The organism is Microvirga brassicacearum (assembly GCF_008757455.1).
GTDB lineage: Bacteria > Pseudomonadota > Alphaproteobacteria > Rhizobiales > Beijerinckiaceae > Microvirga > Microvirga brassicacearum.
Genome location: NZ_VCMV01000004.1, coordinates 12,463 through 28,640, shown reverse-complemented (window position 1 = coordinate 28,640; position 16,178 = coordinate 12,463). Strand labels below are relative to the sequence as shown.

Here is a 16,178-nt window from a genome sequence, read left to right as displayed (position 1 = left end):
GCATGACGCCGGAAGAAAAACTCGCCTCGCTCGGCCTCGTGCTGCCGGATACCGCGGCGCCCGTCGCCAATTACGTGCCTTATCGGTGGGCTGGCAATCTTCTCTACCTTTCGGGCATGGGGCCGAAACGGGCTGATGGGACTTATCGTCCGGGCCGCCTCGGGCGGGACACGACAGTGCAAGAAGGTTATGCGGATGCGCGCCTGACGGGCCTCAATCTTCTGGCTGTCGCCAAGGCAGCCCTTGGCGAACTCAGCCGGATCGAAGCGGTCGTGAAGCTGCTCGGCATGGTCAACGCGGAACCGGATTTTTCCGATCATCCGAAGGTCATCAATGGATGCTCCGACCTCCTCGTCGAGATCTTAGGCGAGGCGGGTCGCCACGCGCGCTCCGCCGTCGGCATGGGTTCGTTGCCCAATCGCATGACGGTGGAAATCGAAGCCATTTTCCTTATTCGGAACTGATGGGTTTTGCGGACCACTCCCGGAAGGCACGGTCGCTTTGCGGCAGATTTACAAAGAGAACCCGCCATCGATGATATGGATAGCCCCCGTCGTGTAAGCCGATTCATCGGAAGCAAGATACAACGCCAGTTTCGCGACTTCGTCTGCGGTGCCAAGCCGCCCGATGGGCTGACGTTCGATAAAGGTTTGACGAACCTCCGCTTCCGATTTCCCCAAAGCCCGCGCCTGCGCGGCGATTCTTGCATCGAGCGAGGGAGATTCGATTGTTCCTGGACAGATCGCGTTGGCGCGAATGCCGCGCCGGATGAAGTCGGCTGCCACAGCCTTGGTCAACCCGATCACGGCGGCTTTGCTAGCACCATAGGCATATCGGTTCGGCAGCCCGCGCACCGAGGATGCGCCGGAAGCGATGTTGATGATTGAGCCGCCGCCGCGCTCCAGCATGCCCGGCAAGAAGGCGCGCAGGAGACGATGCATGGATTTGACGTTCACGTCGAATGAGAAATCCCAATCGTCTTCCGAGCAGTCGAGAACTGTGCCGTGATGCACATAACCAGCGGCATTGACGAGGACGTCGATCCCTCCGACCTCCTCGACCAACGCATTGACCGCTGGAGTCGAGCGGACATCAACCGGCCATGTCTTGGCTCCTTCCAGGTCCGATAGCTTGGTCGAATCGAGGTCCGTCGCCCATACGATCGCACCCTCGGCGATAAACTGCTCCGCGATGGCCCGGCCAATGCCTTGGCCGGCTGCGGTGACGAGACAAATTTTACCACTCAAACGGCTGGACATGATGGTCTTTCCTGATGGGGCTGCGAACGAGAAAGTCACTGCGATCGGTTGGGGCCGTCGCCACGAGAGCAATTCAACGCGCTTGCGATTGCCGGCGCAACCCGGGTTTGCTGCGATAGTGTCTGAAAACCGGTCAGCGGGGCCTAGGCGCCCGCACACAGGTCAGGTACGCAGCAATAGCGTTTGTTCGCCACCTCCAGCTTAGCTTAAATCAAGTGTATGACACCGCGCGATTTTAGCCTGCTTCTCCTCACGTGCCTTCTCTGGGCCGCTCACACGATCGTCAGCAAGATCGTGGTCTCGGGGATGGAGGTGCCGCCGCTATTCTATGCTGCAGTTCGGTACGGTCTCGTTGCGCTCGTCGCCTTGCCATGGTTGCTGCCCGCTCCTCGGCCCTTGTGGCGCATCATCTGCGTCGGAATTCTGATGGGTGGCGGCGGCTTTGCGTTGTTTTTTCTTGGCATCAGAACCGCCACCCCCTCGAGCGCTGCAATCGTTGGGCAACTGAGCTTGCCGCTCACCGTTCTTTTATCGGTCATGATTCTCGGTGAGGCAGTTTCCCCAAGACGCGCCGCCGGCGTGGTGTTGACGTTCCTTGGCGGGATTATCGTCATGTGGAATCCCCAAAACGGGTTCCCACTGTCGGGCGGGCTCCTTCTGGTCTTGGCGTCCGCACTTGCCGGATCGCTGGCGGCCGTCATGATGAAGCAAATCGACGGCGTGCGACCGCTCCAATTCCAGGCCTGGGTCGGCGCTGCATCGGTGGTCCCCTTGATGGTTTTGACGGTGGTCTTTGAAACCAATCAGTATCCGATCGCGCTGGCGGCGGGATGGCCGTTCGTGATGGCTGTCCTGTTCTCGGCGCTGATCGTGTCCATGCTGGCGCATACGATCTATTACGGCCTCATTCGGATCTATCCGGCCAACCTCATCGCGCCGCTCATCATCCTCAGTCCCCTGCTGACCGTGGTGCTGGGAATCCTCATAACCCAGGATCCATTCGACTTGCGCATGGCGCTGGGAACGATCATCGCCCTCGCCGGTGTGATGATCATTACGGTCAGGCGCAATTTCATGACCTCGTTGACAGGCTACCTGGGCCACTTTCGACGAAAACCATAGACGACCCTGGAGACGGAGGACCCGATGGGTCAGTGGCAAGCAGGATCCCAGCAACGTGTGCTAGAATGTCGTTTTTGGAGAGACCAGGATGGCCGACGTCTTCCGAGTGCCCATGGAGGTCACCTATGCGATCGAAGGCGGCGAGCCTGCCTTGATGGCTTATCGCCGTTGGCGAAACATCTCCCGCGACGACCTCGCTAGGAAGAGCGGCATTTCCAAGGCTGAGATCGAGGCGATCGAGGATGGCAACAAGGAAATCGAGGAGGACATGCTTGAGCGCCTTTCAGCCGTCCTCAATGTGCCCGAGGACCAGTTGATCTGACACCCAGCCATTCCTGATGGCGCCGCCTGTCGAAAGTTGCTATCAGGCGTCTCGCTAAAGACGGCCAACGGGTTCAGCCTACGTCACATCATGCGATCGCGCGTGGAAGGTGTGTTGGCGGCGTCTGGGAAATCTCGGCGCTGATTTCGGCCAGATGATTGACAAGCAAGCTTCCGAGCCGGGCCATCGTTTCCCTCGTAAAGCGCGCAGCCGGGCCGGCAATGCTCACCGCGGCGATGACTTCGCCTCGCGGGCCGAAGATCGGAGCCGCCACACAGGCGCCCCCCAATTCGTTCTCTTCGAATTCCGATGTCCAACCGAGCGTGCGGCACTCCTCAAGGACCGACTCGAGGATCTCCGGATCGGTAATGGTTCGATGGGTCGAGGCCGAGAGACGTCCAAGATCGTAGATCGTGCGCCGAAACCGAGCCGGCTGGTAGGCGAGCAACGCGCGCCCGCAGGCCGTTGAATGATAGGATGCGCGCGTGCCTGCATACGACGACACCCGCAGGGTCTGGCTTCCCTCCAGGCTTTCAACAATGAGGGAATCGATCGGGCCGGGAAGAGCAAGATTGACCGTCTCGCGCGTCAGGGCGCACAATCGGATGAGGTGAGGGCGAGCAATCGTCGCGATATCGAGCCGACGCTCGACCGCCTTGCCATAGCTGAGATGCTGCAGGCTCAGACGATAGGCACCCGCCTTTGCATCACGCTCGGCCAAGCCCACATCCACCAGCGCACTCACCAGGTTGAAGGCCGTCGTCTTGGCGAGGCCAGTTTCGAGCGCGAGATCGCGCAACGAAACCCAGCCCCCGCTCGCCATCGCGTCGAGGAGCGCCTTGGCGCGGCCGATGGACTGGATGCGAGCCTCGGCGGGCGGTGTGATCATCGCGCCCGAAGCCGCCTCCTGGCTGCGCGTGCGAGAAGCGGGCGAACGGCTCTTCATCTGGGTGAGCGCCGCGGGGGAAGCCTTCGACATTCAATTGCACCTGACTTGCCGGCCGACCGCACCAGATCCTCGTTCCACATCGTTGAATGTACATAGGTCACGCTGTGAAACCAAGTAGAGCATCTTCGCGGGTCGACGCACAAGGGGTAGCTCCTCCCAAATAGCAAGAACGCTAAAGTAACGAGAGTTGACAACCGCCCCCCATGTCAACTTACATTTCCCATCCGGCATCTGACGGTCCCACATAATGGAACGTCAGTTTGATGGCCCCCATCGGGAAATGCCGGAAGAGGGAGTTGTGAATGCGGATCTTCGTGGCCTCCCTCGCGACCGAGACGAACACCTTTTCGCCTCTTTATGTCGATCGATCCGCGTTCGAATCCTCCTTTTATTGCCCGCCCGGCGCGCATCCGGAAACGCCGACGCTCTGTTCGGCTCCCGTCGTCGCCGCGCGTCGCCGCGCGCGGGCAGATGGACTCACGCTGATCGAAGGGACGGCGACCTGGGCTGAACCCGCGGGGCTGGTCTCGCGGGAGGCTTACGAAAGTCTCCGGGACGAAATTCTCGATCAGCTCAAAGCGGCGCTGCCGGTGGACGTGGTGCTTTTCGGCCTCCACGGCTCGATGGTGGCCCGGAGCTACGACGATTGCGAAGGCGATCTGCTCGCGCGGTCGCGCGCGTTGGCAGGCAACGCTGCGATCATCGGCGCCGAACTCGACATGCACTGCCATCTCACGGACCAGATGGTCGAAGCCGCCGATGTGATTGTCGCATTCAAGGAATTTCCGCATACGGACTTCCTGGAGCGGGCCGAGGATCTTGTCGATCTTTGCCTCCGGGCCGCTCGTGGCGAGGTGAAGCCGATCAGCGCGGTCTTCGATTGCCGGACAATTTCCGGCTTCATGACCAGTCGCGAGCCTGGACGAAGCTTCGTCGATCGGATCAAGGCGCTGGAGGGCCGAGAAGGTATCCTGAGCATTTCGATCGCGCATGGATTTCAGGCGGCAGACGTTTACGACGTGGGGACAAAGGTCCTCGTTATCGCTGACGGCAACCTTCCCAAGGCCGAAATTTTGGCGGCGCAACTCGGTCATGAGATCATCGGGTGGGGCTTGGGTGGAGCCGTGCCCCGGCATTTCAAACCCGATGAGGCAATCGCCGAAGCGCTCGCGGTGGCCGGCGGGCCGGTGGTGCTCGCCGATCGCTGGGACAATCCCGGCGGTGGGGTGGCGGGGGACTCGACCGTGATGGTGGAAGCGCTGCTTCGCCACCCTGAAATCCCCGCCGCAATCGGCGCCCTCTGGGACCCGGTAGCGGTCACGTTCTGCCGTGCGGCGGGTATCGGCGCGGAAATCTCGCTGCGGTTCGGCGGCAAGGCGGCTGCGACTTCGGGTCGGCCGATCGACGCCCATGTGCGTGTTCGTGCGACGACGCAGGATCTCCTCGTGCCCTTCGAACAGAGCTGGGTATCGCTGGGACCGGCAGCGGCAGTGACGATCGGCGATCTCGATGTCGTGCTCGCGTCCACCCGCGCCCAGACTTTCAGCCCTCAGGTGTTCACCGATCTGGATGTCGACCTGAGCACAAAAAAGATCGTCGTGGTGAAATCCTCGAATCACTTTCACGCGGCGTTCGCGCCGATCGCCGCGAGCATATTCTACCTCGATACGGGCGGGCCATATCCCTCCGACGCGACCAAAATCTCTTACACGAAGGCGCGTCGACCTCTCGCGCCGCTGGATCCGAATCCATGGCTTTGATCGAACAGGCGCACCCTTTGCTGCCGCTCCTCAACCTGAGGGAGTTGGAGGATTCTGTTGTCGATCCTTCGACCAAGGGACTGCCGTTCGGCACCGCCGGTCTCCGCCTTCGCGATATCGGCGCGCAGGGCTGGAACATGCTGGCGGGCGACCTGCCGCTTCCGCTCGCCATTCTCAAACGCGACGTCCTGAAAGCCAACAGTCGGTGGATGAGCCTTTTCGCGGCGGAGAACGGGCTTGTCGTTGCGCCGCATGGCAAGACGACCATGGCACCTCAACTGTTCCAGCGGCAGATCGCCGACGGAGCCTGGGCCATCACCGTCGCAACGGTGCAGCAGCTCGAGGTGTGCCGGCGCTTCGGCGTGCAACGAATCATCCTGGCAAATCAGCCGATCGGCGCGCAATCGGTGGACGCTTGCTTTCGGGCGCTTCAGCAGGACAGCGCCTGCGAGCTCTATTGTCTCGCCGATACGGAACAGGGAACAGCGCTTCTCGCCGAAGGTGCGCGGCGCAATCCTCCGCCTGCGGAGAACCCTGTGCGCGTGCTCGTCGAGATCGGGTTCACAGGCGGCCGCACCGGCGCGCGCACCCGCAAGGACGCCCTCGCTGTCGCCCGTTCCGTTGCCGACACACCCGGTCTTGTCCTCGCGGGGTTTGAGTGTTTTGAAGGCTTGCTGCCGGACGCCGCTTCAGCCGACGGGCTGATCGACGAAGTCGCTGCCATTGCAGCCGTCGCGAACGACGAAGGCCTGCTGTCGCCGGGCGCCCCGATGGTGCTGAGCGCCGGCGGCTCCGCGTTTTTCGACCGGGTCGGCGAACGGCTCGGGGCCGTCTCCTTCGATCGACCGCTGCTGCGTGTCCTTCGCTCCGGCTGCTACCTGACCCACGACGCGATGGGTTACGCGGCTGCCTTTCACCGGATCGTCGCCGATACCACGCTACGGCTTCCGCCCGGTGGTCTCGAACCTGCTTTGGAGGTGTGGGCCTATGTCCAGTCGCGGCCCGAGAGCGGTCGCACGATTCTCACCATGGGCAAACGCGACGTCAGTTACGATTCGGGTCTTCCCGTGCCGGTACGATGGTATCGCCCGGGTGGGATGATGGACCGTCCCGAACCGATGCCGCGCGGCCACGTCGTCGTCGCGCTCAACGACCAGCACTGCCATCTCGGCACTCCCGGTGAGAGCCTGCTTCAAGTCGGCGATATGGTGGGCTTCGGCATCGGACACCCGTGCACGACGTTCGACAAATGGTCCCTGCTCATGGTCGTCGATGAGGATTACCGGGTCGTCGATGCGGTGAAGACGTTTTTCTGAGGCGAACGGGGAAGAGCAATTGCGGGCTACATCATAGGGAGGGAAGCGTCGATGAACAAACGCAGAGACGACTATATCGTTCAGCCGGTGATGAAAGCCCTGCAGGTTCTCGAGCATGTCGCTCGGCAAAGTCACGAGGTTACGCTGACGGAGATTGTTTCGGAGCTGAAGTTACCGAAGACCACCGTGTTTCGATATCTCCAGACGCTTTCAGCGGCGTCCTTTATCCACCACGACCAGAAGCGCGACCGCTACGGGGTCGGCGTCGGTTTTCGCGCGCTGGCAAAAGCCGACAGAAAACTCCAACGGCTGCGCAATCTCGCACACCCTGAGATGGTCGAACTCATGGAGACGTTCAACGAGACGGTGAACCTGGCTGTCCTTTCCGACAGATACATCGTTTACGTCGACATGGTTGAGCCGAACCGTGCGATGCGGATCCATGCGCGCGTCGGCGATCGGCACCCGGTTCATTCGACGTCCCTCGGGAAAGCCATCGTGGCATTTCTCCCCGACAGTCGCGAGGATCTGTTCCAGGGCGATTGGCTCAGGCCTATGACCATCAAAACGCTGACCAGCGCGAAAGCATTCCGCCGTCAGATGGATGATGTACGGCGGCGCGGCTACGCGATTGAAATGGGAGAAAACGAGGACGGACTGATGTGTATTGGCGTCCCGTTCTTTGACAGCGCGGGGTACCCGCTCGCGGCCATGAGCCTTTCGGCGCCGGAGAGACGCATGAAACCCGACGTGACCGTGCATGCCGTCGAAGCTCTGAAGAACGCGGCTCGAAGAATTTCAATTCAACTGGGCGCGCGCTTCGAGGGTGGCGCCTTCGCGCCACTCGAGCCGGCGCATTCATGAGCGCTCTCTATTGTTCCCGTTGTTCCGCAAGGCGAAACTGGCTATTCTTGACACGAATTTTTGCCGTTACTAGCCTGACTTAAAGTCGGTCATAGACAGCTTGGTCTCGACCTGCAGCGTAATTTCATCGGTTCTACTTCGGGGGCAAGGATGAAACGGTCACGTATGCGTCGGAACTCCGTCAACGAACTCTGCGCAACGCCTAAGTCGGAGAACTGACATGAGGATCGCCGTCATCCATGTCTCTCAGGAAACGAACGATTTCAATCCTGTTCTCACGACCTTGAGAGACTACGAAGCGTTCGGAATATTTGAAGGCGAGGAAATTCTCACCAAGCTCCGTGGATATGGTCAGATTGGCGGGCATCTCGCGGCCGTCGAGGAGTCCGGCCTCGACATCGAGACGATTCCGATCATCCGCAGTTTGGCGGTCGCCGGGGGGCGTATCACCAAGGAGGCGTACGAATTTTTTGAAGACCGGATCAGGCAGGGTCTAAAGGCGGCGGGTCCGATTGACGGTCTCGCGCTGCAGCTGCATGGCGCTTGCGCGGCGGAGGACATCGACGATGTCGAGGGGGCTCAGGTTGAACTCTGCCGATCGATTCTCGGCGATCGTATTCCCATTGTGCTCGGTCTCGATCATCACGCCAATGTCACGCAAAAGATCATCGATATGAGCACGGCTATCGTCGGCCATCGCACTCAGCCGCACGATCCTTTCGACACGGGAAAGATCGGCACCGAGCTCTTGATCCGGATCCTCACTCGAAACGCCAAGCCAAAGGTAGCCTGGCGGAAGATTCCGCTTCTGTCGCATCAGGAACAGTTCCTGACGTCGGGCGGACCGATGAAGATCTGGTTCGATCGGGCGCGCAGCATGGAAAGCGATCCACGGGTTCTGCAAGCGTCAAACTATCCCATGCAGCCTTGGTTGGATGTCGCGGAGGGCGGGTGGTCCACCATTGTCGTCACCGACAACGATCAGGAACTCGCCGAGAAACTGGCTGATGAACTTGCCGACCTGGCGTGGTCGCTCCGCGATGATTTCCAGGTGAGGGATGCTGTCCCGGTCGACGAGGCAGTTCGGATGGCCGATGCAGCAGAAGCCGGAATCGTGGTTCTCAGCGACACCGGCGACACCGTCTTTGGAGGTGCTGCGGGCGACAGCAACCTGATCCTTGAGGCGATCCTGCGTCTCGGAATTAAGGGCAAGGCTCTGATTCCCATGATTTCCCCGCAAGCCGTCGCGATGCTGGTCGAAGCCGGAGAGGGCGCCCAGGTCACGTTGCCGCTCGGCGGTAGCGCCGCCTCTGAGTTTTTTGACCCGCTTCAGGTCACGGGATTTGTGCGAAAAATCGGCGGCGGTGTCGTCGAGCTTGAATACAATCACCAGAATCATGTCGATATGGGTCGCGCCGTGGTTTTCGAAGTCGGGCCCGTGACCATGCTGATCAGTGAGTTGCGCGGCATCGCGGGCAACGTTCCGCAGGTTTACCAGGCGTTCGGGTTGGAACCGACGGACTATAAAATGGCGGTTCTGAAGACTGCCTCCAATTTCCAGTATTTCGCGCCGCTAACTTCGCAGGTGATCCGTGTCGACACGCGCGGACCTGGGCAGTCGGACATCTTCACGCTGCCATGGAAAAGAATTCCAAGGCCGATCTATCCGCTTGATCCAATCGACGATTGGCGAGCAATTCGCCATGCGAAAACCAACCCACCAGCTGAGAGACAAAATGTAGCGTGATCCACACGCCCTAACCCTTGCGAGCAGGAGTGAAGTCACATGAGAGTCGGTTTTCCTTGCCCCTCCAGGCGCCTGCTGCTTCTCGCAGCTGCGACCTTTGTTGCGGCCGGTACTATGGCCGGCACCGTCGAGGCTGCGGATCTCAAGGGAGGACGGCTCAGAGTCGCAATCTTGGCGGACATGACGAACTTCGATCCGCAACAATTCTCCACGGTGAATTTTCCGCTGATCAAGAACCTGTACGACAGCCTGGTGGAATATGCCCCGGACGGAAAGGTTGTCCCAAGCCTTGCCTCCGCGTGGAAAATCGCGCCAGACAACAAATCCGTGACGCTGACGCTTCGCAAGGATGTGAAGTTCCACGGCGGGACTCCGTTCAACGCGCAGGCGGTCGCCGCGACCCTGAAGAAAGCGGCCGATCCCCAGAAAGGCAAGAACGTCTACGCGACGATGTCGTTCATCAAAGACTGGAACGTCGTCGACGACTCGACCATCACGCTGAATTTCACGGGGCCGGCTCCGGAACGGCAGATCACCGACCTGCTGCAATTTCTTTGCGTCATCGACCCCGCGGGCATCGACACTGTGGAAACCAAGCCCGCCGGAACGGGCGCCTATATGCTTGGCGAGCGCGTCGTCGGACAGCGCATTCGGCTTGTCGCCAACCCGAATTACTGGCGGGAGAAAGAGCCCATCGCCAACGAGGTCATCTTCACGATCTTCAGCGAGGACGCGGCCGCGACGGCCGCCCTGGAATCGGGCGCCACCGACATCATCTACGGGGGCACCTCGCGCAGCGCGGTGCGGCTGAAGGATTCGGGCTATCAGGTCATCCAGGGGCCCGGACCGCTGGTTCAGGTCTTCCGCATCAATTCAACGCGCGGTCCTTTCCGGAATGAGAAATTCCGTCAGGCCTTCAACTATCTGATGGATCGGAAAGGAATTCTGAAGGTCGGGTATGCGGGTCTCGGCGAGGTCGTCGCTTTGCCGTGGGCACCGGCAAGCCCGGCTTTCGACGCGGCCTATAATGAAAAATATGCGTTCAACATCGATAAGGGCAAGGAATTGCTCGCCGCATCCGGGCTATCCCCGGCCGACATGAGCAATTGGAAGCTCCTGGTGAATGGAAGCGACGAATCGACGGTCGCGATCAGCCAAGTCGTGCAAGGTTCGCTCGGAAAGGCCGGCGTCAAGATTGAGCTCGACCTTCAGCAGGGAGCCGAGTTCATCGACGCGTTGTTGAAAGGTCGGTTTGATGCGGTATTCGGCGCCGTAGGCAACGTGCAGAAATTCCCGACCCGCGTCGCGACGAACAGTATTTACCGGACCAGTAACAATCCAATCCTCGGGACGCCGCATCCTCATCCGGAGTATGTCGCCGCGATCGAACGCGTCAACACTACATTCGGCCCGGGCGCAGACGTGAAAGGCGCATACGACAACCTGAACCGTGTTTTGGTGGAAACCGCTTTTGCCATCCCGACGAATTCGTACGATGTGGGTCTCATCGTGGCGGCAAAGAACGTCGGTGGCTTCACGCTCGATATCGACAACCTGTTCGTGGCGCGAACGGTCGGGTTCAAGCCTTGAGGCGCGCGGCTCGCAAGCGCCGCCACTATGGAGCCCGCCAATGATCGGGCCGGTCCTCTCCGTTCGCGGGTTGGAGGTCGCGTTCGGGTCCCAGGATCGCCGAGTGCCGGTCGTGCGCGGCGTCGATTTCGATGTCTATCCCAACGAGGTGCTTTGCATCGTTGGGGAATCCGGTTCCGGCAAAAGCGTCACCGCTCTGGCGGTCTCCGGCCTTCTGCCCGCGACCGCAAAGGTCGAGGGTTCGATCCTTCTCGGCGGAACCGAAGTGATCGGTGCCGACGCGGAGAGCCTTCGCAACATGCGAGGGCAGGAAGTCGGATTCATCTTTCAGGATCCGACGACGACCCTGAACCCGGTCTTGCCGGTCGGGCGGCAGGTCACCGAAGGTCAGGTTGCTCACGGCAGGCTCAGCAAAGCCGATGCGCCGGCGCGTGCTGTCGAATTGCTGCGCGAGGTCGACATCGCGGACCCTCTCGGCCGGGCCGGGCAATATCCGCATCAATTCTCTGGCGGGATGCGTCAGCGCGCGGTCATCGCCATGGCGATGGCAGGGCGACCCAAGCTCATTCTCGCAGACGAACCAACGACGGCGCTCGATGTCACGGTGCAGGCACAAGTCCTCTCCGTGCTGGCGAGGCGCCAGGCGGAGACCGGGGCGGCCGTGATCCTGATCACGCATGACCTCGGTGTCGTTGCGGAGATCGCTCACCGCGTAGCCGTGATGTATGGCGGACGGATCGTCGAAACGGGGCCCGTGGGCGAGATCTTCAAGCGCCCGCGGCACCCTTACACGGCGGCGCTGCTCCAGAGTATTCCCCGAATCGATACAGGCAACCGGCGGCTTGATCCGATTCCCGGGCAGCCGCCTAACCCCAGCGCGCTTCCCAGCGGCTGCGCGTTTCATCCGCGCTGTGTCATCGGCCGTGATCGCACCCGGTGCCGGACGGAAGATCCGATGTTGCATCGCGTCGGCGAGACGCAATTCTCCGCCTGCCACTTTTCCGAGCAAACGAACGCGATCGGCATCGCGGCGCAACCTCGCTGCGAATCCAGCCGCTCAGAGATCGCAAAGGAACCGCTTCTGATCATCGATCAGCTCAAGGTGCATTTTCCGGTGAAGGCTGGGTTGTTGCGGCGGACGGTCGGGTCGGTGAGGGCGGTCGACGGGGTCAGTCTGACGGTCAATGCCGGCGAAACGGTGAGTCTCGTTGGCGAATCCGGCTGCGGCAAGACGACGACCGGGCGAGCGGTCATGGGCCTCATCAAGGCAACGGGTGGCAACATCCTGTTCAACGGACAATCGATCCGGGATCTCGGGCGGGCAGGATTACGCAAGGCCCGTCGCCAGATGCAGTACATCTTTCAAGATCCCTATTCGTCGTTGAATCCGGTTTTGACCGTAGCCGACATCGTCGCCGAACCGCTGCGAATCCATGGCATTTACGACGAGATGGGCGGCGCTTCGCGGATCGCCGAACTGTTCGACATGGTGGGGTTGTCCCGCACGATGCTCGGTCGCTACCCGCGCGAGTTCTCCGGCGGACAGAAGCAACGGATTGGTATCGCGCGGGCGCTCGCGCTCCAGCCGCGGCTCCTCATCCTCGACGAACCGGTCGCCGCACTCGATGTGTCGATCCAGGCCCAGATCATCAATTTGTTGCAGGACCTCCAGCGCGAGCTTGGATTGTCCTACCTCTTCATCGCCCATAATCTGTCGGTCGTACGGCATATCTCGGACCGTGTCGCCGTGATGTATCTCGGGCGGATCGTCGAAGAGAGCACGCGCGACAGTCTCTACGAGGCGGCCACGCACCCCTACACGCAAAGCCTCTTGTCGGCCGCACCGGTCCCAGATCCGGCAATTCAACGCAAGCGTCGGCGCATCGTTCTGCAGGGGGAAATACCCAACCCGGCTTCGCCACCTTCCGGTTGCTATTTCCACCCCCGGTGTTTTCGCGCGAGCGCACGCTGCGCGACGGAAATGCCGCCCTTCGAGCAATATCTTCGCTCGCCGACGCGTTCCGCTTGCCATCACGCCGGCCCCCTCGCCGAAGGCGGCGATATCCCGACGATAGGTGGGTCGTCGGGATATCGTCCGATGGAGGCGGCGTCATGAACAGAATGATGCGAGCATCCGCGATGACGCGTCGACTCCTGACGCGCAAGGGTGCGCTGTTCAGCTTGATCTTCCTTGCGGCAATCACGGGTGCTGCTGCCTTCGCGGACCTGCTCTCGCTCGATCCTCTTTCGCAGGACCTCGTGAACGCGTTGGAAAAGCCATCCGCCGCGCATTGGTTCGGCACCGACGAGCTCGGACGCGATATCATGGCCCGTGCCGTCTACGGTGCAAGGACCTCTCTGCTCACGGCAGCCGGCGCAGTTGGGATCGCCGCGATGGTCGGGATACCCATAGGGCTTGTGGCAGGCTTCTTCGGGGGCTGGCGAGACGCGGTGCTCATGCGCGCTGTCGATGTGCTTCTGGCACTTCCGGGAATTCTGTTCGCCATGGCGATGATCGCGGTGCTCGGCAGAAGCCAGACCGCCGCCTTGATCGCGGTCGGCGTCACCGGCATACCGAGCTTTGCCCGCGTAACGCGCGCGCAGGTGCTCGCGCTGCGAAAACGGGACTTCGTCACTGCCGTCGAGGCGTTTGGAGGAACCTCCACCTACAACATGTTTCGTACCATTCTGCCGAATGCCTGGAGCCCGATTCTCGTGCAGGTCGTGGTGCTGGCGTCTGTGGCGATTCTCCTTGAAGCCGCACTCGCGTTCCTGGGTGTCGGCATTCCACCGCCGACGCCTAGTTGGGGCGAGATGCTTCGAACCGGGAAGTCATTTCTTTACGAGGCGCCCTATTACGCAGTGCTTCCCGGTCTCGTCCTCACGCTCACCATTCTGTCCTTCGACTCTCTGGGGCGGTCGTTGACATGGCTGCTCGAAGACCGCCACGAGCTCGTCGAGCTCAATGTTGAACGGGCGAAACCATGATCGGCTATGTTCTTCGCAGGATCACGCAACTTCTTCCGGTCCTGCTGATCGCCTCGCTGGGCATCTGGGCGATGATCTATGCCGTGCCCGGCGGCCCGATCGGCGTGATCGTCGGCGAGAATGCGACGCAGGAACAGATCGACGCCGCCACGAGGCAATTCGGCCTCGACCGTCCCGTTCTGGTGCAATACGGAGCCTGGCTCAAGAACGCTCTTGTCGGAGACCTCGGTGTCTCGATTCACAGCCGCGAGCCTGTGCTCGATCTCATCGCGCAGCGTCTTCCTGCCACGATCCAACTCGCGATTGCGTCGACGCTGGTCGCGTTGCTCCTTGGCATACCCATCGCGATCACCAGTGCGCTGTTTCCCGATTCGTGGCTTGACCGGGCTCTCAGCGGATGGAGCGCTCTGGCCCTCGGTGTCCCGACATTCTGGCTCGGTATCCTGCTCATTCTGCTGTTCGCGGTGGAATTGCGATGGCTGCCCTCCGCATCGGGCTATGTTCCGTTTTGGGAATCCCCCATTCAAATGATGAGGAATATCGCGCTGCCTGCCCTAACGCTGGGCGTGTACGTATCTGGGATCCTGGCGCGCTTCCTGAGGGCTTCGCTCGTGGGTGAATTGCAGGCCGATTATGTGAGGACCGCGCGATCGAAGGGCCTGCGTGAGCGCGACATCATCGGCCGGCACGTTCTGCGCAACGCGCTCCTGCCTTTCGTGACGATCGTCGGCCTCATGATGGCGAATTTCATCGGCGGTACGGTGGTCACCGAGGCGGTCTTCACCTATCCGGGACTTGGACGGCTGCTGATTACGGCGATCAGCACACGCGACTATCCGCTCATCCAAGGCTGCATTCTCGTTATCCTCGTCATCTATGTCGCCATAAACATGACTGTGGATGTGCTCTACGCCTACATCGATCCTCGCATCGAATATGCCTGAAAAGATCCTGAGGCTTGCATCGCCGCTGCCCACGGCTGACGGAGCCGCATTCTCAATGCAAGCGGCGACTCGAACAAAGTTGCAATACTAAGTCTGAGCACATGCTCAGGCATGAATTCCTCCGAATTTTGCGAGTGAAGGTCAGTTTGACTTGTCAACAGGTCGACCGCCTGCCACAGGTACGATCGCACACCTGAAGAATGTGGCAATGAACAAAATTCCTGGCCAAAGCTTTCGGGACCTCGCGCTGTGACGAGGATGGCGAAGCCATCTTCCTCCTCGCTCCTTGCCAACAAACTGCGGCTGACGTCGCTCGCACTTGGTAATGCAACGCACAAGGAGTTATGCGGTCGGTTTGCAGACGTGAATCCTGGCACCGTCTTCACCATTGAAAACTGTTACAAATGGATGCGTGGAAAGACAGAACCACGCGTCTCCAGTGTCTATAGCGACTGGGCGTCGGTGCTGGGAGGCGGGCTGACAGCCTCCTTCATTGCCGCCTCGACATTCGATGAATTCGCCACCGCTGTTCGGGCGCTCCATTCGATTCCCGAGGCTGCCCTGGCCAAGTTGCGCGAACAAAGTTCCAATTCACTTCAGGTTGCCGTCGGTCCCGGCGGGGCATCTTCGCAAAGTAACCCCTGGCAGACCAATCGCTTGCTCCTCGGGAACTATCTCGCCATTTCGCTGGCCTGGTCGCGGGCCGAGCAGGATCGACTCATTCTGGGCCGAGCAAGGATCACACATGATGAAAGCGGAAATCTCCTCACTCGCTATCAGGAGAACCTCTTCGGCCGCTCGATACTGAGCACCGGTCAGATGTTGTGCGACGGCCGACTCGCGCAATCGTCGATGATCTGCACGTCAACCGGAAGGCTCTATTTTCTCGGGCTGCAGGCTCCGACGCCCCCGGCGAACCTCATCGGCGGCATGTTGAGCGGTGGCGCTTTGTACGACTTCGAGGCGCGGATTGTTGCGGGGCGGATCGCTTTTGTGCGGGATCATCGCTCGGAGGTCGAGCCACGCCATCTCCAAGGATACATGGATGCGTCATCCATGCTGATCGATAGAGAGCTGGCAAATCTCGGCTATCAAGCCGATGAGCGCAGGCGTCGCGCAGCTGAACGATTGCTGTCCTTCCTGCGAGAGCCTGCTCCATCGGGATTGATCGAAATCAGGGCCGACGCGCTCGGCCAGGTTACCCTCGCGTTCGATCACCTGTCCGTGGACGAAGCCGAGGTGGAGGGGCTGGCACGTGACCGCCGGTAGCTCGCGCAAGTTGCGACCCGTTCCAGGCTTTTCCAGATCCGGCCAATT

The 16,178-nt window shown here is 60.8% G+C and carries 14 protein-coding genes; 12 read left to right on the top strand and 2 right to left on the bottom strand.

Annotated features, from left to right (window positions below; genetic code table 11):
- The first annotated feature begins 2 nt into the window (after positions 1–2).
- Positions 3–464: a RidA family protein gene (locus tag FEZ63_RS04100; protein WP_150942368.1), complete on the top strand. Its 462-nt coding sequence runs from the start codon at positions 3–5 to the stop codon at positions 462–464.
- Between the two features lie 48 nt (positions 465–512).
- Here FEZ63_RS04100 and FEZ63_RS04095 read toward each other — a convergent pair whose 3' ends face one another.
- The gene (locus FEZ63_RS04095) at positions 513–1,259 is read right to left on the bottom strand and encodes an SDR family oxidoreductase (RefSeq protein ID WP_150942367.1); all 747 of its coding nucleotides are present in this window, start codon (positions 1,257–1,259) and stop codon (positions 513–515) included.
- Positions 1,260–1,478: 219 nt separating this feature from the next.
- Between FEZ63_RS04095 and FEZ63_RS04090 the strand changes: the two genes are divergently transcribed.
- Both FEZ63_RS04090 and FEZ63_RS04085 read left to right on the top strand, forming a co-directional pair.
- Complete coding sequence (locus FEZ63_RS04090; RefSeq protein WP_150942366.1) at positions 1,479–2,381, top strand: DMT family transporter; 903 nt, start codon at positions 1,479–1,481, stop codon at positions 2,379–2,381.
- A gap of 88 nt (positions 2,382–2,469) precedes the next feature.
- On the top strand, positions 2,470–2,703 hold the full coding sequence (locus tag FEZ63_RS04085; protein ID WP_150942365.1) for a helix-turn-helix domain-containing protein: 234 nt from the start codon (positions 2,470–2,472) through the stop codon (positions 2,701–2,703).
- 88 nt (positions 2,704–2,791) lie between these two features.
- On the opposite strand, the gene FEZ63_RS04080 is transcribed toward FEZ63_RS04085, so the two are convergent.
- Positions 2,792–3,682, bottom strand: coding sequence for an IclR family transcriptional regulator (locus tag FEZ63_RS04080; protein WP_244622630.1), 891 nt, complete (start codon positions 3,680–3,682; stop codon positions 2,792–2,794).
- 272 nt (positions 3,683–3,954) lie between these two features.
- Here FEZ63_RS04080 and FEZ63_RS04075 point away from each other — a divergent pair, with 272 nt between their 5' ends.
- The 9 genes from FEZ63_RS04075 (at position 3,955) to FEZ63_RS04035 (ending at position 16,130) form a co-directional block, all read left to right on the top strand.
- Positions 3,955–5,412, top strand: a complete 1,458-nt coding sequence (locus tag FEZ63_RS04075) for a M81 family metallopeptidase (RefSeq protein WP_150942364.1) — start codon at positions 3,955–3,957, stop codon at positions 5,410–5,412.
- Positions 5,403–6,728: an alanine racemase gene (locus FEZ63_RS04070; RefSeq protein ID WP_150942363.1), complete on the top strand. Its 1,326-nt coding sequence runs from the start codon at positions 5,403–5,405 to the stop codon at positions 6,726–6,728. The genes FEZ63_RS04075 and FEZ63_RS04070 overlap by 10 nt, the downstream gene beginning before the upstream one ends.
- 51 nt (positions 6,729–6,779) lie before the next feature.
- Positions 6,780–7,592, top strand: a complete 813-nt coding sequence (locus FEZ63_RS04065) for an IclR family transcriptional regulator (RefSeq protein ID WP_150942362.1) — start codon at positions 6,780–6,782, stop codon at positions 7,590–7,592.
- A gap of 220 nt (positions 7,593–7,812) precedes the next feature.
- Positions 7,813–9,339, top strand: coding sequence for a M81 family metallopeptidase (locus FEZ63_RS04060; RefSeq protein WP_150942361.1), 1,527 nt, complete (start codon positions 7,813–7,815; stop codon positions 9,337–9,339).
- A 39-nt stretch (positions 9,340–9,378) separates the two neighbouring features.
- Positions 9,379–10,929 carry an ABC transporter substrate-binding protein gene (locus FEZ63_RS04055; RefSeq protein ID WP_244622629.1) on the top strand — a complete coding sequence of 517 codons (1,551 nt, stop codon included), beginning with the start codon at positions 9,379–9,381 and terminating at the stop codon, positions 10,927–10,929.
- A 40-nt stretch (positions 10,930–10,969) separates the two neighbouring features.
- A complete protein-coding gene (locus FEZ63_RS04050; RefSeq protein ID WP_150942360.1) occupies positions 10,970–13,045 on the top strand; it encodes an ABC transporter ATP-binding protein in 2,076 nt (691 codons plus the stop codon).
- A gap of 23 nt (positions 13,046–13,068) precedes the next feature.
- Positions 13,069–13,917 carry an ABC transporter permease gene (locus tag FEZ63_RS04045; protein WP_244622628.1) on the top strand — a complete coding sequence of 283 codons (849 nt, stop codon included), beginning with the start codon at positions 13,069–13,071 and terminating at the stop codon, positions 13,915–13,917.
- A complete protein-coding gene (locus FEZ63_RS04040; protein WP_150942358.1) occupies positions 13,914–14,861 on the top strand; it encodes an ABC transporter permease in 948 nt (315 codons plus the stop codon). Before FEZ63_RS04045 ends, FEZ63_RS04040 begins: the two co-directional genes overlap by 4 nt.
- A 408-nt stretch (positions 14,862–15,269) precedes the next feature.
- Positions 15,270–16,130: a hypothetical protein gene (locus tag FEZ63_RS04035; RefSeq protein WP_150942357.1), complete on the top strand. Its 861-nt coding sequence runs from the start codon at positions 15,270–15,272 to the stop codon at positions 16,128–16,130.
- The last annotated feature ends 48 nt before the right edge of the window (positions 16,131–16,178 follow it).

Excerpts from the sequence above, each read along its gene's own strand:
- FEZ63_RS04035 (WP_150942357.1), top strand. The coding sequence starts at position 15,270 with ATGCGTGGAAAGACAGAACCACGCGTCTCCAGTGTCTATAGCGACTGG.
- FEZ63_RS04100 (WP_150942368.1), top strand. The coding sequence starts at position 3 with ATGACGCCGGAAGAAAAACTCGCCTCGCTCGGCCTCGTGCTGCCGGAT.
- FEZ63_RS04090 (WP_150942366.1), top strand. The coding sequence starts at position 1,479 with ATGACACCGCGCGATTTTAGCCTGCTTCTCCTCACGTGCCTTCTCTGG.
- FEZ63_RS04075 (WP_150942364.1), top strand. The coding sequence starts at position 3,955 with ATGCGGATCTTCGTGGCCTCCCTCGCGACCGAGACGAACACCTTTTCG.
- FEZ63_RS04070 (WP_150942363.1), top strand. The coding sequence starts at position 5,403 with ATGGCTTTGATCGAACAGGCGCACCCTTTGCTGCCGCTCCTCAACCTG.
- FEZ63_RS04055 (WP_244622629.1), top strand. The coding sequence starts at position 9,379 with ATGAGAGTCGGTTTTCCTTGCCCCTCCAGGCGCCTGCTGCTTCTCGCA.
- FEZ63_RS04045 (WP_244622628.1), top strand. The coding sequence starts at position 13,069 with ATGACGCGTCGACTCCTGACGCGCAAGGGTGCGCTGTTCAGCTTGATC.
- FEZ63_RS04095 (WP_150942367.1), bottom strand. The coding sequence starts at position 1,259 with ATGTCCAGCCGTTTGAGTGGTAAAATTTGTCTCGTCACCGCAGCCGGC.
- FEZ63_RS04085 (WP_150942365.1), top strand. The coding sequence starts at position 2,470 with ATGGCCGACGTCTTCCGAGTGCCCATGGAGGTCACCTATGCGATCGAA.
- FEZ63_RS04060 (WP_150942361.1), top strand. The coding sequence starts at position 7,813 with ATGAGGATCGCCGTCATCCATGTCTCTCAGGAAACGAACGATTTCAAT.
- FEZ63_RS04080 (WP_244622630.1), bottom strand. The coding sequence starts at position 3,682 with ATGTCGAAGGCTTCCCCCGCGGCGCTCACCCAGATGAAGAGCCGTTCG.
- FEZ63_RS04065 (WP_150942362.1), top strand. The coding sequence starts at position 6,780 with ATGAACAAACGCAGAGACGACTATATCGTTCAGCCGGTGATGAAAGCC.
- FEZ63_RS04040 (WP_150942358.1), top strand. The coding sequence starts at position 13,914 with ATGATCGGCTATGTTCTTCGCAGGATCACGCAACTTCTTCCGGTCCTG.
- FEZ63_RS04050 (WP_150942360.1), top strand. The coding sequence starts at position 10,970 with ATGATCGGGCCGGTCCTCTCCGTTCGCGGGTTGGAGGTCGCGTTCGGG.